The 13,946-nt window shown below is 73.6% G+C and carries 13 protein-coding genes; 6 read left to right on the top strand and 7 right to left on the bottom strand.

Annotated elements, in window-relative coordinates; all coding sequences use genetic code 11:
- The 3 genes from E2E34_RS21740 to E2E34_RS21730 all read right to left on the bottom strand — a co-directional run.
- Nucleotides 1-759 (bottom strand): glycosyltransferase (locus tag E2E34_RS21740; RefSeq protein ID WP_138903600.1); only part of this gene is annotated, 759 nt, incomplete at its 3' end.
- Between the two features lie 127 nt (nt 760-886).
- Complete coding sequence (locus E2E34_RS21735; protein ID WP_138903599.1) at nt 887-2,305, bottom strand: HEAT repeat domain-containing protein; 1,419 nt, start codon at nt 2,303-2,305, stop codon at nt 887-889.
- Between the two features lie 258 nt (nt 2,306-2,563).
- On the bottom strand, nt 2,564-2,956 hold the full coding sequence (locus E2E34_RS21730; RefSeq protein ID WP_138903598.1) for an ankyrin repeat domain-containing protein: 393 nt from the start codon (nt 2,954-2,956) through the stop codon (nt 2,564-2,566).
- Between the two features lie 272 nt (nt 2,957-3,228).
- On the opposite strand from E2E34_RS21730, the gene E2E34_RS21725 reads away from it, so the two are divergent.
- Both E2E34_RS21725 and E2E34_RS21720 read left to right on the top strand, forming a co-directional pair.
- Nucleotides 3,229-3,423 (top strand): hypothetical protein, encoded by a 195-nt coding sequence (locus E2E34_RS21725; protein ID WP_028814016.1) that lies wholly within the window; start codon nt 3,229-3,231, stop codon nt 3,421-3,423.
- Between the two features lie 37 nt (nt 3,424-3,460).
- On the top strand, nt 3,461-5,050 hold the full coding sequence (locus tag E2E34_RS21720; RefSeq protein ID WP_138903597.1) for a hypothetical protein: 1,590 nt from the start codon (nt 3,461-3,463) through the stop codon (nt 5,048-5,050).
- A 24-nt stretch (nt 5,051-5,074) separates the two neighbouring features.
- Here the strand turns inward: E2E34_RS21720 and E2E34_RS21715 are convergent, their stop codons facing one another.
- Entirely contained in the window at nt 5,075-6,574 is a 1,500-nt protein-coding gene (locus tag E2E34_RS21715; protein WP_138903596.1) for an SCO1417 family PLP biosynthesis transcription factor, read from the bottom strand.
- 110 nt (nt 6,575-6,684) lie between these two features.
- On the opposite strand from E2E34_RS21715, the gene yczE reads away from it, so the two are divergent.
- From yczE to E2E34_RS21695, 4 genes are all read left to right on the top strand, one after another.
- Nucleotides 6,685-7,332 carry a membrane protein YczE gene (gene yczE / locus E2E34_RS21710; RefSeq protein ID WP_138903595.1) on the top strand — a complete coding sequence of 216 codons (648 nt, stop codon included), beginning with the start codon at nt 6,685-6,687 and terminating at the stop codon, nt 7,330-7,332.
- Nucleotides 7,329-8,093 carry a glycerophosphodiester phosphodiesterase family protein gene (locus E2E34_RS21705; protein ID WP_138903594.1) on the top strand — a complete coding sequence of 255 codons (765 nt, stop codon included), beginning with the start codon at nt 7,329-7,331 and terminating at the stop codon, nt 8,091-8,093. The genes yczE and E2E34_RS21705 overlap by 4 nt, the downstream gene beginning before the upstream one ends.
- Before the next feature lie 57 nt (nt 8,094-8,150).
- Nucleotides 8,151-9,539: an MFS transporter gene (locus E2E34_RS21700; protein WP_138903593.1), complete on the top strand. Its 1,389-nt coding sequence runs from the start codon at nt 8,151-8,153 to the stop codon at nt 9,537-9,539.
- Nucleotides 9,540-9,805: 266 nt separating this feature from the next.
- On the top strand, nt 9,806-10,180 hold the full coding sequence (locus E2E34_RS21695) for an RNA polymerase-binding protein RbpA (RefSeq protein WP_014044757.1): 375 nt from the start codon (nt 9,806-9,808) through the stop codon (nt 10,178-10,180).
- 148 nt (nt 10,181-10,328) lie between these two features.
- Here the strand turns inward: E2E34_RS21695 and fxsA are convergent, their stop codons facing one another.
- The 3 genes from fxsA to E2E34_RS21680 all read right to left on the bottom strand — a co-directional run bounded on the left by fxsA (nt 10,329) and on the right by E2E34_RS21680 (nt 13,865).
- Nucleotides 10,329-10,904, bottom strand: coding sequence for an FxsA family membrane protein (gene fxsA, locus E2E34_RS21690; RefSeq protein WP_138903592.1), 576 nt, complete (start codon nt 10,902-10,904; stop codon nt 10,329-10,331).
- A gap of 46 nt (nt 10,905-10,950) precedes the next feature.
- The gene (locus E2E34_RS21685) at nt 10,951-11,718 is read right to left on the bottom strand and encodes a polyprenol monophosphomannose synthase (RefSeq protein ID WP_138903591.1); all 768 of its coding nucleotides are present in this window, start codon (nt 11,716-11,718) and stop codon (nt 10,951-10,953) included.
- Nucleotides 11,719-12,218: 500 nt separating this feature from the next.
- Nucleotides 12,219-13,865 (bottom strand): amidohydrolase, encoded by a 1,647-nt coding sequence (locus tag E2E34_RS21680; RefSeq protein WP_138903590.1) that lies wholly within the window; start codon nt 13,863-13,865, stop codon nt 12,219-12,221.
- Nucleotides 13,866-13,946 lie beyond the last annotated feature (81 nt).

Genomic DNA, 13,946 nt, shown 5'->3' with positions numbered 1-13,946 from the left:
CCCGCACACCCCCGCGAGCAGCTCCACCCGCTTCTCGGGAGCGAGCCGGCCGACGTATCCGACGAGCAGTTCCCCGCCCGGCGCGAGTGAGCGCCGCAGCGCCTCGTCGCGCAGGGAGGGCCGGAAGCGCTCGGCGTCGACCCCGCGCGCCCACAGCCGGACCCGGGGCACGTTGTGGTCCTCCAGGTCGCGCAGCGCGGCCGTGGAGGGCGCGAGGGTGCGATCCGCCGCGCTGTGCACGGCCCGCAGTCGCCGCCAGGCCGTCCCTTCCCCGGCGCCCACGTACGTGCGGGCGTACCCGGCGAGATCGGTCTGGTAGACGGCGACGGCCGGGATGCCCAGGCGTGCGGCCGCCGCCATGCCGCGCACGCCGAGCACGAAGGGCCCGGCCAGGTGGACGATGTCGGCCCGGTGGGCGGTGAGCGCGGCGGCCACCCGTCGGCTGGGCAGCGCCACCCGCACCTGCGGATACCCGGGCAGCGGCAGCGAGGGCACGCGCACCACCGGGTACGGCAGCCCGCTGTCCGACGCGGACCCGGCCCCGGTCCCCGAGCCCGACCAGGACCCCGGCCAGGACGTGGCGGACGCCGTCGGCCCGGCCCCGGGCCCGGAGGCGCTGTGCGCCGCCCCGGCGGCGGCGGGGGCTATGACGAGCGGTTCGTGACCGCGCGCGGCGAGGTGCCGGGCGGTCTGCAGGGCGCAGTGGGCAACGCCGTTGACATCGGGGGGAAAGGACTCGGTGACGATGACGACACGCAAAGGCATACCCGTGTTGTCGTCGCGCCACGAGAGTCCCGGCCGACTTGGATCTTTCCGGGCGAGGAACGTCCTATGAGCGTTTGGCCCCCGCGCCCGTCACCTCCGCGTCCCGCCGCCCCGCGCCCGCTCAGACGGCGGGCGCGTCGGGCCCGATCCGGCTCCGTACGGCGGTCTGGACCTCGGCCTCCTCGGCCGGATCGGCGGCGAGGCGCCGCAGGCGCTCCGCCACGCGCGCGTCGCCGGTCTCGGCGTGCAGCGCCGCCAGTTCCCGGGTGGTCTCCTCGCAGTCCCACAGGCACTCGACGGCGAACCCGGTGGCGAACGAGGGGTCGGTGGCGGCCAGCGCGCGCGCCGCGCGGCCGCGCAGGTGCGAGGAGGCCGTCTCCCGGTAGACGTGGCGCAGTACGGGCGCCGCGGCGCGAATGCCGAGCCGCCCCGCGCCGTCCACGAGGGTCCACAGGTGCGGTGCGTCGGGCCCGTCCGCCCGTACGGTCTCCCGCAGCGCGCCGAGCACGAGCGGCGCGTCCTCGGCCCCGCCCCGGCAGGCGAGCACCCCGGCGGCGGACGCCCCGAGGGCGTCCGGGCGGTGCACCCAGCCGCGCGCCCGGTCCACGGCGTCGTCGCCGCACATCCGCTCGAAGGCGGCCACGGCCGCGTCCGCGACGGTGCGGGAGGGGCCGCGCACCGCCGACTCGACGAGGTCGAGCAGCACGGGGTCGCGCGACTCGGCGAGGTAGTGCAGCGCGGTGCAGCGCGCGCCGTCCGGGCCGCCGCGGGCGGCCTCGACGATCGCGGCGCGGTCCGCGGGTGCGGCGACCGCACCCAGGCACCTGGCGGCCGGCACGTGGAGCGGCGTACCGCGGTCCAGGCCCTGCTGGGCCCAGTCGAACACGGCCTGGACGCTCCACTCGGGGCGGGGCCCCGTGGGACTCATCTGCCGCTGCCAGTGGTGGAAGGAGCCCTGTTCGCGGGCCGCGCGCACGCGGGCTCCGACGCTCTCGCGCGGGTCCTCGGACCACAGCCGCCACGGTCGCGGCTCGAAGGCGTCCCGTACGGCGGCGGCCAGTGCGGCGTCGCCCTCCGGTCCGCCGGGGAACCGGGCGAGGACGGACGCGGCGAGGCCGCGCAGTCCGGCGTCGTCGTCGCGCAGGGCGAGCTCGTCGAGGGCCCAGGTCCAGTTGGCGCCGGTCCTGGCGTACCTCCGCAGCAGCACGAGGGCGTCGCCCCTGCCGTACGAGGCGAGGTGGCCCAGTACGGCGAGCGCCAGGCCGGTCCTGCCCTCGTCGTCGTCGACGAGGTCCCGCGGGTCGAAGAGGTGCCGCTCGATCGCGTCGAGCCCGCCGTCGAGATCCAGGTAGAGGCGCGCGTAGTACAGGGAGCGGTTCTCGACCTGCCAGTCCTGGCGGGGGTCGTCGAGAACGCAGTGGTTCAGGGCCGCGAGCGCTTCGGGGCGGGGCGCGGCGAGCGCGTGCAGCGTGCCGTCGCCGCGGCCCCTCTGCAGGAGGCCGAGCAAGGTGCCGCTCGGCGCTATGACTGGATCGAACATGGAAAAAGCCTCACATCAAGCTGTCGACGCAACCGGGATACGTGCCTGTCTAGGCCGCGCGACAACATGTCCGGCCGGCGTCCGCCGTCATCTCTCGCTCGGTGTAGACCATTTCCTCTGCCTCTCGTCGGTGGGCCCGGAGTGGGCCCGCTCACATTCCCCGTGATCCGGCAACTTCTGCCCGCATCGCGTGCATGTGAATCCGACGTCATGATGACCCAGCCATTTCACCGACGCGACCACATTTACGGCGCCCGGTCACTGGGCCCCGAAGAGCTCCAGCAGGTCCTTCTTGTCGAACATGCGCGCGGTGTCCACCGCGGACGGCGTTCCAGCGGCCGGGTCGGCGCCGCCCTCGACCAGTGCGCGGACCACCGCCGTCTCCCCCTTGAAGACGGCGCCGGCGAGCGGCGTCTGGCCCCGGTCGTTGGCCCGGTCCGGGTCGGCGCCCCGGCTCAACAGGGCTTCCACGGCGGCCGCGTGGCCGTGGTAGGCGGCGAGCATCACGAGGGTGTCGCCCCTGTCGTTGGTGAGGTTCGCGGGCACGCCCGCGTCGACGTACGCGGCGAGCGCGTCGGCCTCTCCCCGGCGCGCCAGGTCGAAGACCTTGCCGGCCAGTTCGATCACTCCGGGATCCGGGGTTTCGCTCATCGGGCGGACCGCCTTCCACTGCCGTTCACTGCTGTGACCTGTACGTACGGCACCAGCGCCGTACGAGTGAATCGACAGGGTACTGCCCGTTGACCGACATGACGCGGCCCGGCGGCGGCAAAGATCAGGGCGAACCGGACGTCCCACCGGCACCCATCCGCCACTCCAGTGAAAAAGCTGAAAAGTAACCCATTTGCACCTTTTGCCGTAGAGATACATCCTGTGAGCCTGGAAGAACTCATGGTGACTGTCCCCTCACCCAGGAGAACCTCATGATCCTGTCCATCTCAGGCGTCGTGCTTCTCGGCATCATCGTCTTCCTCTTCTTCCGGAAGGACGGCCTCAAGGCGTCGCACGCCCTCGTCTGCGCCCTGTTCGGCTTCTACCTCGCGGGCACCGCGATCGCACCGAGCATCAAGGCCGGAGGCGCGAGCCTCGCCGGCCTTCTGGGCGGGATCAAGTTCTGACCCGCCACCACCGCGTCAACACCCACAGGAGACCGAAGTGGCACGGCGACCTCGTCAACTCCCTCGCATTCTGAGCAGCGGCAGTGCCTCGATCACCCGTAGCCGCGAGATCGCGCGCACCGCAGCCGACAGTGCCACCGACGTTCTCCACCCCGTGATCACGCTCACGCGTGGTCTGCGGAAGCTGGTCGCCGCCGGCCGGCGCAAGTGGTCCGACACGCCGAAGGAGCGGCGTGGGTCCGCGCTGTTCCTGGCGGCGGCCGTCGTCCTGGTGGTCGCGCTCATCCCGTACGGGCCGCTGCTCGCCCTGATCACGGTGATGGCCGCGGCCGCCTGGAAAGGACGCGACCGCACCCCCGCACAGACCGGGCCCGGCGAGGCAGAGACGGACCGGCTGCGGGCCCTGTACGAGGCCCTGGTGCCGTACTTCTCGGTGGCCGAGGACCCCGCCCCGCTCTTCGCGCACGGCGGCGAGTGGGACAAGGCGTTTTCCGAGTACGACTTCGACGACGGCCGCCTCGTGCGGCTTCTGGTGCGCTACCCGGCGTACTTCACCGACGGCGAGCCCGCGTCCCGAGCCCGCGTCGAGCAACTGCTGCACGCCAAGTCGGGGCGCGGCCGCGAGTACCGCTTCGCGTGGGACGAGGAGGGCAACCAGCTGCTGATGACCGTGCTGCCTCCGCTGGCCACCTCGATCGCCGCCCAGCGCTTCGTCACCGCCCCGGGCGAGACCGTCCTCGGCTTCACCGACGCCGACGCGGTCCAGCGGACGGTGCCGGTGACCGAGGGCGACCGGACGTACGACGCCTCTCCGGTCATCTGGCGGACGGGGCCGCGGTCCACCGAGCCGCACCTGCTCGCCCTGGGGCAGCCGGGCAGCGGTACGAGCAGCCTGCTGCGCTCGATCGCGCTGCAGGCCCTCCAGCACGGCGACGTGGTGATCGTCGAGGGCAGCGGCACGGGCGAGTACGCGTGCCTCACCGGACGCGGCGGCGTACTGGCCGTCGAATGCGGCCTCCCGGGAGCGCTCGCGAGCCTGGAATGGGCCGCGCACGAGACCGAGCGGCGGCTGATCGCCGCGAACCGCGCCCGGCAGGCCGGGCACCCCACTCCGGAGGACACCCGGCGTCCGCTGTGGATCCTGCTGGACCGGCCGGGCGTGTTCGGCCATCTGGCGGCCGCAGAGGGGCGCACCGATCCGCAGCAGCTGCTCCAGGTGCCCCTGCGGCACGGCAGGGCGGCGAACGTGACCGTGGTGGTGGCGGAGCAGTTCGACGCCGTGGACGCGCTCAGCGAGACCGTGCGCACCCACACGCGCGCGCGTGTGGTGCTCGGTCCGGCCACCGCCGGGCAGGTCGAAGCGGTCCTCGGGGAACCGCCGCACACGACGCCCCCGCGCGACGCCCCGCCCGGACGCGGCTACGCGCGCCTGGGCACGGGCCCCGTGATGCGGCTCCAGGTCCCGGCCACGCCCGACCCGTACGACGACGCGACGAGCGAGGCGCACCGGCAGGCCGTCGTCGAGCTGCTCCCCGAGCGCGTCCTGCCCCCGGAGACCGAACCCCAGGCGCACGCCCGGATCCAGCCCCCGGCGCAGGAACCGGAACCGGTGCCCGCCGAGGGGTGATCCGGGCGGGCGGCCGGGGCCCGGTCAGGCGACGAACGTCCGCGGGGCCTCGGACCCGTTGCTCGCGCCGCTCTCCACCAGCCGGGCGGCCGCGGCGAGGCGCACCGCCGCCTCGTCCGCCACCGGACCGCCCACGGTGAACGGCAGCCGCACGTAGCCCTCGAAGGCCCCGTCGACCCCGAAGCGCGGCCCCGAGGGGACGCGTACGCCGACGCGCTCCCCCATCTCGGCGAGCCGCGACCCCGAAAGACCGCCGGTGCGCACCCACAGCGTCAGCCCGCCGCCCGGAACGTCGAACTCCCAGTCCGGCAGCTCCCTGCGGACCGCCGCCACCAGTGCGTCGCGGTTGTCGCGGGCCTGCGCGCGGCGGATCTCCACCGCCTCTTCCCAGCCCCCGGTGCTCATCAGCCAGGTGACGGCGAGCTGTTCCAGCACGGGCGTCCCGAGGTCGGCGTACGCGCGCGCCGCCACCAGGCTGCGGATCACGTCGGGTGCGGCCCGCACCCAGCCGATGCGCATGCCGGCCCAGAACGCCTTGCTCGCGGAGCCCACGGTCAGCACCGTGCTGCCGGACGGGTCGAAGGCGCAGACCGGCCGCGGCATGTCGATGCCCGCGTCCAGGAACAGCTCGGTCATGGTCTCGTCCACGACGAGCACCGTGCCCGCCGAACGCGCCGCGTCGACGAGCCCGCGCCGCTGGTCCTCGTCGGCCAGGGCGCCGGTCGGGTTGTGGAAGTCCGCCACCACGTACGCCAGGCGCGGCGCGGCGTCGCGCAGGACCTGCCGCCAGCGGGGCAGGTCCCAGCCGGTGAGCCCCTCGGCCATCGCGACGGGCACCAGCCGGGCGCCCGCCTCGCGCATCAGCTGCAAGATGTTGGCGTACGACGGCGACTCGACGGCGATGCGTTCGCCGCGGCCCGCGAAGAGGTGGCAGATGGCGTCGATCGCGCCCATGGCGCCGGTGGTGACCATGATCTGCTCGGGCATGGTGGGGATGCCCCGCGCGGTGTAGCGGTCGGCGAGCATCTGGCGCAGCGCGGGCAGCCCGGCCGGGTAGTCGCCGTGGGTGTGCGCGTACGGCGGAAGCTCCTCCAGCGCGCCCTGCACGGCCCGGGTGAGCCAGGGCTCGGGCGCCGGCAGTGAGGCGCAGCCCAGGTCGATCACCGAGCCGAGGGACTCGGGCGGCAGGGGTTCGAGGCCGCGCGCGGGGAGCGGGTTCCCGGCGGGGACGGCGGTCCAGCTGCCGGCCCCCCGGCGGGACTCCAGGAAGCCCTCGGCGCGCAGCGCCTCGTACGCCGCCGCCACGGTCGTGCGGCTGACGGCCAGGGCCACCGCGAGCTCGCGCTCGGCGGGCAGCCGCGCCGCGACCGGCACCCGCCCTTCGAGGACCAGCAGCCTTATGCCGTCGGCGAGGGCGCGGTAGGCCGGCGGCTTGCGCGTGCCGGGGCCGTGCGGCCGGGTCTGCTGGGCGTTGAGCTGCCTGGCGAGCTGGGCCGCACCGACCGCCGAAGTCCACTGCGCCATGATTTCCAGTCCACCTAACTCGAATTGGCCATGGATGGCATCTCGTGCCAAGCCACAGAGTGTCATGTGGCGGTCCACTCCCGCCACTACCTCTACCCAGGGAGCACCCCTTGTCCAGGGAACTCACTCGTCGGCTGTCGCAGCTGTACGTCGGTCTCGCGCTGTACGGAGTGAGTTCGGCGGTGCTGGTGCGGGCGGGGCTCGGCCTGGAGCCCTGGGGAGTGCTGCATCAGGGGCTGTCCGAGAGGACCGGACTGACGATCGGCGTGGTCTCGATCGCCGTCGGCGCCGCCGTGCTGCTGCTGTGGATCCCGATGCGCCAGCGCCCCGGGCTCGGCACCGTGTCCAACGTCGTGGTGATCGGCGTAGCGATGGACGGCACGCTCGCCCTCGTTCCCGAGGTGCACGCCCTCGCGGGCAGGATCCCGCTGCTGCTCGCCGGCATCGTGCTCAACGGCGTGGCGACCGGCCTCTACATCGCCGCCCGGTTCGGCCCCGGCCCGCGCGACGGTCTGATGACGGGGCTGCACCGGGTCACCGGGCGCTCCGTCCGCCTCGTACGCACCGCGATCGAGGTGGCCGTCGTCGCCACCGGCTTCGCCCTGGGCGGCTCGCTCGGCGTCGGCACCGTGCTCTACGCCCTCGCCATAGGCCCGCTCGCGCAGTTCTTCCTGCGCGTCTTCGCCGTGCCCGCGCCGGACGCCGGCAGCACGGTCGTCGCCGCCCGTACACCGCGAGGCGCGATAATTCCCCGGTGAACCGCGTACGCCATCCCTACCTGGACCACCCCGCGCCGCTGGCCTTCGCCCACCGGGGCGGGGCGGCCGACGGCCTGGAGAACACCTCGGCGGCCTTCCGGCGCGCCGCCGAGGCCGGGTACCGCTACTTCGAGACCGACGTGCACGCCACGGCGGACGGCCGGCTCGTGGCGTTCCACGACGCGACACTGGACCGGGTGACGGACGGGCGGGGCAGGATCGCGGCGCTTCCCTGGAACGCCGTCAGCCGGGCGCGGGTGGCGGGCAAGGAACCGCTGCCCCTCTTCGAGGAGCTGCTCGAGGAGTTTCCGGACGCGCGCTGGAACGTCGACATCAAGGCCGAGGCCGCGCTCGCGCCTCTGGTCGGCCTGATCCGCAGGACCGGGGCGTGGGACCGGATCTGCGTCGGTTCGTTCAACGAGAACCGCGTCGCCCGGGCGCAGCGCCTCGCGGGGCCCCGGCTGGCCACCTCCTTCGGCACCACGGGCGTCCTCGGGCTGTGGCTGCGGGCGCGCTCGCTGCCGGCCGCCGTGCGGCGCGGCGCGGTGTGCGCCCAGGTGCCCGAGACGCAGAACGGCGTCCGGGTCGTCGACCACCGCTTCGTACGCACCGCGCACGCGCTCGGCCTCCAGGTCCACGTGTGGACGGTGAACGATCCGGGCCGGATGGCAGCGCTCCTGGACCTCGGCGTGGATGGCATCATGACGGATCACATCGAGTCGTTGCGCACGGTCCTGACCGAGCGGGGCGCCTGGGCCTGAGCCCGGGCAGCCGCCCCGCGGCGCGCCGCGGCGCGGGCACGAGCGAGGGGGCGCCCGGTGAGCGCTGGCACCGTGGACCGTACGGACGGCACGGAGGAGGCGGGCGGTCCCGACGGACCGGCCGGCCGCAGACGCGAGCAACGCGGCTGGTACTTCTACGACTTCGCGTGCTCCGTCTACTCCACCAGCGTGCTCACCGTCTTCCTCGGCCCCTATCTGACGGCGGTCGCGAAGGCCGCGGCGGACGCGGACGGCTTCGTCCATCCGCTGGGCATCCCGGTACGGGCGGGCTCGGTGTTCGCGTACGCCGTCTCCGTGTCCGTCGTGGTGGCCGTCCTGGTGATGCCCCTGGTGGGCGCGGTCGCCGACCGGACGGGCCGCAAGAAGCCGCTGCTCGCGGCCGCCGCGTACGTCGGGGCTGCCGCGACGGCGGGCATGTTCTTCCTGGACGGCGACCGCTATCTGCTCGGCGCGTTCCTGCTGATCGTCGCGAACGCCGCCCAGTCCGTCGCCATGGTGCTCTACAACGCCTACCTCCCGCAGATCGCCGAACCCCACGAGCGCGACAGCGTCTCCTCGCGCGGCTGGGCCTTCGGCTACACGTCCGGGGCCTTCGTCCTCGTCCTCGATCTGATCCTGTACTCCGGCCACGAGAGCTTCGGCCTCACGGAGTCCGAGGCCGTGCGGATCTGCCTGGCGTCGGCGGGCCTGTGGTGGGGCGCGTTCACCCTTGTACCGCTGCGCCGCCTGCGCGACCGGAAGGCGGCGGGCGGGGCGGGCAACGACCGCGCCCCGGGGCGGGTCGGCGCGGGCTGGCGTCAGCTGGCCGCCACCGTGAAGGACATGCGCCGCCACCCGCTGACGCTCTCCTTCCTGCTGGCCTATCTGGTCTACAACGACGGCGTCCAGACGGTGATCTCCCAGGCGTCGGTCTACGGCTCGCAGGAGCTGGGCCTCGACCAGACGACCCTCATCACGGCCATCCTGCTGGTGCAGGTGCTCGCGGTCGCCGGGGCGCTCGGCATGGGCCGGCTGGCCCAGCGGTTCGGCGCCAAGCGCACGATCCTCGGGTCGCTCGCCGCCTGGACGCTGACGATCGGCGCGGGCTACTTCCTGCCGGCCGGGGCGCCCGTCTGGTTCTACGCGCTGGCCGCGGCGATCGGCCTGGTCCTGGGCGGCAGCCAGGCCCTGTCCCGTTCCCTCTTCTCCCACCTGGTGCCGCGCGGCAAGGAGGCGGAGTACTTCTCGGTGTACGAGATGAGCGACCGGGGCATGAGCTGGCTCGGGCCCCTGGTCTTCGGACTCGCCTACCAGCTGACCGGCAGCTACCGGGACGCGATCATCTCGCTCGTGGCCTTCTTCGCACTGGGTTTCCTCCTGCTCGTACGGGTACCCGTACGACGCGCGGTGGAGGCGGCGGGAAACCCCGTGCCGGAGCGAATTTAGACCTTGAAGTGAAAGGCCGGTAGTGTACGCCTTTGGCCTGCCAGGCGGACCGTTACTGCGCGCTCGGGAATCGACAACGCTGGGTGACATCTGCTGCCATAAGTGACAAACCAGGCACTGGTGGGTACCCAACTTTTGGGAAAAGCAGCGGCACGACGGGCGACGCATGACCCGCAACGGGAATCTTTACCGCCGACCGGACGTTGACCGGATGACGACGACAGCGACACCTGTCCTGTGGGCGACAAGCCCGGGAGGCACGATTCATGAGTGAGCGAGCTCTCCGCGGCACGCGACTCGTGGTTACAAGCTACGAGACCGACCGCGGCATCGATCTGGCCCCGCGCCAGGCGGTGGAGTACGCATGCCCGAACGGACATCGATTTGAGATGCCGTTCTCGGTAGAGGCCGAGATTCCGCCGGAGTGGGAGTGCAAGGCGTGCGGCGCCACGGCACTCCTGGTGGACGGCGACGGGCCTGAGGAGAAGAAGGGCAAGCCCGCGCGTACGCACTGGGACATGCTCATGGAAAGGCGCACCCGCGAGGAGCTCGAAGAGGTCCTGGCCGAAAGGCTTGCGGTACTGCGATCCGGCGCCATGAACATTGCGGTGCATCCGCGGGACAGCCGCAAGTCCGCGTAACGCCCCGGCGTTGCGCCTGACGGCAGTCAGCACATCGGCAAGAGCCGCGGGGGTGTGACACAGCGAGTCTGTGTCACACCCCCGCGGCTCTTGTCGTTTCCGCGGTCGGGTGTCGTTTCCGCGCTCGCGCGAGGGCCGGGCCCGGTCGTCAGGGGGTCAGCGGCGGCCGCGGGCCGTCGTCGCCGTGCCGGGGCGCGGGCGATCCGTCCTGCCGGACGACCTCGCCCTGCACGACCTTGCCGTCCGGCCGGCGCATGCGGGCCTGCTGGAAGGCGTCGCCCAGACCGCCCGCGCCCGCAGCGCTCATCCGGCGTTCCAGGGAACGCTCGGCGCGCCGTCCGAGGAACGTCCGGACAGGCGGTACGAGGAGCAGGAGCCCCGCCACGTCCGAGATCGGTCCGGGGAGCATCAGCAGCAGGCCGCCGAGCATCAGGAAGCCGCTGCCGCTGCCCATCCGGCGCTGGGCGGGCGTCTCGCCCGCCTGCTGGCGCTGGAGCGTCTCGGTGAGGTTCTTGAACGCGCGCCGGCCCGCCCGCTTGATGACCAGGCCGCCCAGCACGGCGCCCGCGAGGAGCAGCAGGAAGACCGTGAGGGCGCCGGCGGCGTCGGCCACCAGGGTCAGGAGCCAGATCTCCAGCACCAGCCAGGCGGCGACGCCGAGCGGTACGAAGGTGCGGGCGCGCGAGCGCCGGGAAGCGGTCGGGGGCGGTGAGCCGGTCGTCATGCCCCCCAGTGTGCCTGTACGGGCGCCTGGACGGCGTAAGGGGGGATCAGGAGGGCTTGCGCCCCAGCAGCTTGTTCGCCCGGGAGCCGACGCCCCACGCCGTCACCCGCCACAGCGCCTCGACGACGATGTCCCGGCTCATCTTGCTGTCGCCCAGTTCGCGCTCGACGAAGGTGATCGGCACCTCGACGACGTTGTAGCCCGCCTCGACCGCGCGGCGGGCGAGGTCGACCTGGAAGCAGTACCCCTGCGAGGCGACGTCTTCGAGGCCGAGGCCCTCCAGGGTCTCGGCGCGGAAGGCCCGGAAGCCGCCCGTCACGTCCCGGATCGGCACACCGAGGAGCACCCGCGAGTACGTGCTGCCGCCCCGCGAGAGCACCTCGCGGTGCTTGGGCCAGTTGACGACGCGTCCGCCCGGCACCCAGCGCGAGCCGAGCACGAGGTCGGCGCCCTTGAGGGCGGTCAGCAGGCGGGGGAGCTCCTCGGGCTGGTGCGAACCGTCGGCGTCCATCTCGACGAGCACGCCGTAGCCGTGCTCGATGCCCCAGCGGAAGCCCGCCAGGTAGGCGGCGCCCAGCCCTTCCTTGCCCTTGCGGTGCAGTACGTGGACCTGGTCGTCCGAGGCCGCGATCTCGTCGGCGGTCTTGCCGGTGCCGTCGGGGCTGTTGTCGTCGGCGACCAGGACGTGCGCGTCGGGCACCGCGGCACGCACCCGGGAGACGATCGGCTTGATGTTCTCGGCCTCGTTGTAGGTCGGAATGATCACCAAGGCTCTGCCGAGCGGGCCGTAACGCCTCTGACCGCCGTCGTTCACTGCTTCCCCTTAATGTCCGTACACCGTTGCCCCACCATAGCGAGCATGGTCGGCGGGGCCGCACGGATGTCGGCCGGGAAGCGGGAAGTCGTTTCTGCGGGTCGGGGCCCGGTGTCCTTCGGGCCGGCCCCGGGCCCGCCGGCTGCGGGTCGGCCGAGAGCCGTTGTCTACTGAACGTCCGGGCCCCACCCGGGTCCCACCTGCCGGTCGGCCGAAACCTTCCCTCGCCCCCGAGGCGCGGGCGCTGAACCTGGCTCCGAGTACTGGTGCGCCGGTGCGGCGCACCACCCCATGACCCAGCGGCGTTCGACGACTGCGTGGAGGTTTGCCGGCCGGACGTCCTGCGGTGGACTCCGCCGAACCTACCCGCCGGTGGCCGCTTTCTGTCAACAGTCGTTTGACCTGGGGTGTTTGCACAAATCACCAGGTCAGTGCGGAAGATACGCAGGTGGCACGAGACCCCGGTGGATCACCGATCGGCCGTAAGCCGCCGGCGCACATCACTCGTTCGGCCGCTCGTAAACAGTTTGTCCGAAGACCACCGTCCGCAGGCAGACGGGGAGTTGGGCGCCGGGCGTGAGGTCGGGCAGGCCGGGCGTGCCCGAGCGCGGGTCGGTGGACCAGCGGGCGACCCGGTCGTCGGGCGCCTGCACGACGAGCGCGTCGGCGCGCCAGACCGCGTAGTCGGCGGGAGCCCCGGGCACCAGCGTGCCGGCGTCGTCGCGGCCGACGGCGCGCCAGCCGCCTCGGGTGTGGGCGGTGAACGCGGCGCGCACGGAGACGCGGTGCTCGGGGGTGCGGTGGAAGGCCGCGGCGCGGACCGTGCCCCACGGGTCGAGCGGGGTGACCGGGCTGTCGGAGCCGAAGGCCAGCGGCACACCGGCGCGCAGCAGGGCGGCGTAGGGGTTGAGGGTACGGGCCCGCTCGGCGCCCAGGCGCCGGGCGTACATCCCGTCCTCGCCGCCCCAGGCGGCGTCGAAGGCGGGCTGCACCGACGCGGTGAGGGCGAACTCGGCGAAGGCGGCGACGGTGCGGGGGGTGAGCATCTCGGCGTGCTCGACGCGGTGGCGGGCGGCGCGCACCCGGGCGAGGCCGAGCCTGTCGGCCGCGGCGCGCACGCCGTCGACCACCGAGGTGAGCGCGGCGTCGCCGATGGCGTGGAAGCCCGCCTGCAGCCCGGCCTCGGTACAGGCGGTGACGTGGGCGGCCACGGCGGCGGTGTCGAGGAAGGCGGTTCCCGTGTGGGACGCGTCGGCGTACGGGGAGTGCAGGCAGGCGGTGTGCGAGCCGAGGGACCCGTCGACGAAGAGGTCGCCCGCGGCGCCGGCCGCGCCGAGTTCACGGATGCGTTCGGCGTCCTTCGCGCCCGCGACCTGCTCGGCCCAGTAGCCGAACACGCGGGGGCCGGGCTCGTCGGCCGCCAGCTTGAGCAGGGTGGTGAAGTCCTCCTCGGAGGAGATCTCGGGCCCGGCGCACTCGTGGACCGTGCCGATGCCGAGCGAGGCGGCGTGGGCGAGCGCCGCGCGCTGCGCCTCGGCGCGCTGCCGCGGGGTGACGGCGCCGTGCGCCGCGGCGCGCACCGCGTGGTGGGCGTCGGCGGTGAGAGGGGCGTCCGGGTGATACCCCGCGAGGGCGGTGACGCCGGGGACCAGGTCGAGGAGGGCGGTGGTGACGACGGCCGAGTGGACGTCGATCCGGGGCAGGTACAGCGGCCGGCCGCCGGCCGCCTCGTCGAGTTCGGCGCGCGACGGGGGCCGCTGCTCGGGCCAGCGCGTGGCGTCCCAGCCGTGCCCGAGGAGGATCCGGCCCGCCGGGGCGGCGGCCGCGTGGGTCCGTACGCGTTCCAGCGCGTCGGCGAGGCCGCGGGTCCCGGAGAGGTCGAGGCCGGTGAGCGCGAGGCCGGTGGAGGTGGTGTGCACGTGCGCGTCCGTGAACGCGGGGGTGACGAGTGCCCCTTCGAGGTCGACCACCTCGTCCACGCCCGGGGCGAACGCGTCGGCCGCCCCTTCGGAACCCACCCAGGCGACGTGCCCCCGTTCGACCACCATCGCGGTGGCGAAGGGGTCGGCGGGGCTGTGGACCTCTCCGCCCCGCAGCAGAACGGTGCGGTGGTCGGCCCGGGGGGCGTGGGCGTGGTGCTCGGTCATGGGGAACAGTCTCGCCCCTCGCGCGAGGCGGGCCGTGCGCGGGGGCGTGGACAGCGGTCGGGCCGGCGGTCAGACCTGGGG

This window comes from Streptomyces albidochromogenes, assembly GCF_005981925.1.
GTDB classification, from domain to species: Bacteria; Actinomycetota; Actinomycetes; order Streptomycetales; family Streptomycetaceae; genus Streptomyces; species Streptomyces albidochromogenes.
Note: the sequence above shows the minus strand (reverse complement) of the source record. Positions and strands in the feature narration are given on the sequence as shown.

Excerpts from the sequence above, each read along its gene's own strand:
- E2E34_RS21735 (WP_138903599.1), bottom strand. The coding sequence starts at position 2,305 with ATGTTCGATCCAGTCATAGCGCCGAGCGGCACCTTGCTCGGCCTCCTG.
- E2E34_RS21730 (WP_138903598.1), bottom strand. The coding sequence starts at position 2,956 with ATGAGCGAAACCCCGGATCCCGGAGTGATCGAACTGGCCGGCAAGGTC.
- E2E34_RS21725 (WP_028814016.1), top strand. The coding sequence starts at position 3,229 with ATGATCCTGTCCATCTCAGGCGTCGTGCTTCTCGGCATCATCGTCTTC.
- E2E34_RS21715 (WP_138903596.1), bottom strand. The coding sequence starts at position 6,574 with ATGGCGCAGTGGACTTCGGCGGTCGGTGCGGCCCAGCTCGCCAGGCAG.
- E2E34_RS21695 (WP_014044757.1), top strand. The coding sequence starts at position 9,806 with ATGAGTGAGCGAGCTCTCCGCGGCACGCGACTCGTGGTTACAAGCTAC.
- fxsA (WP_138903592.1), bottom strand. The coding sequence starts at position 10,904 with ATGACGACCGGCTCACCGCCCCCGACCGCTTCCCGGCGCTCGCGCGCC.
- E2E34_RS21680 (WP_138903590.1), bottom strand. The coding sequence starts at position 13,865 with ATGACCGAGCACCACGCCCACGCCCCCCGGGCCGACCACCGCACCGTT.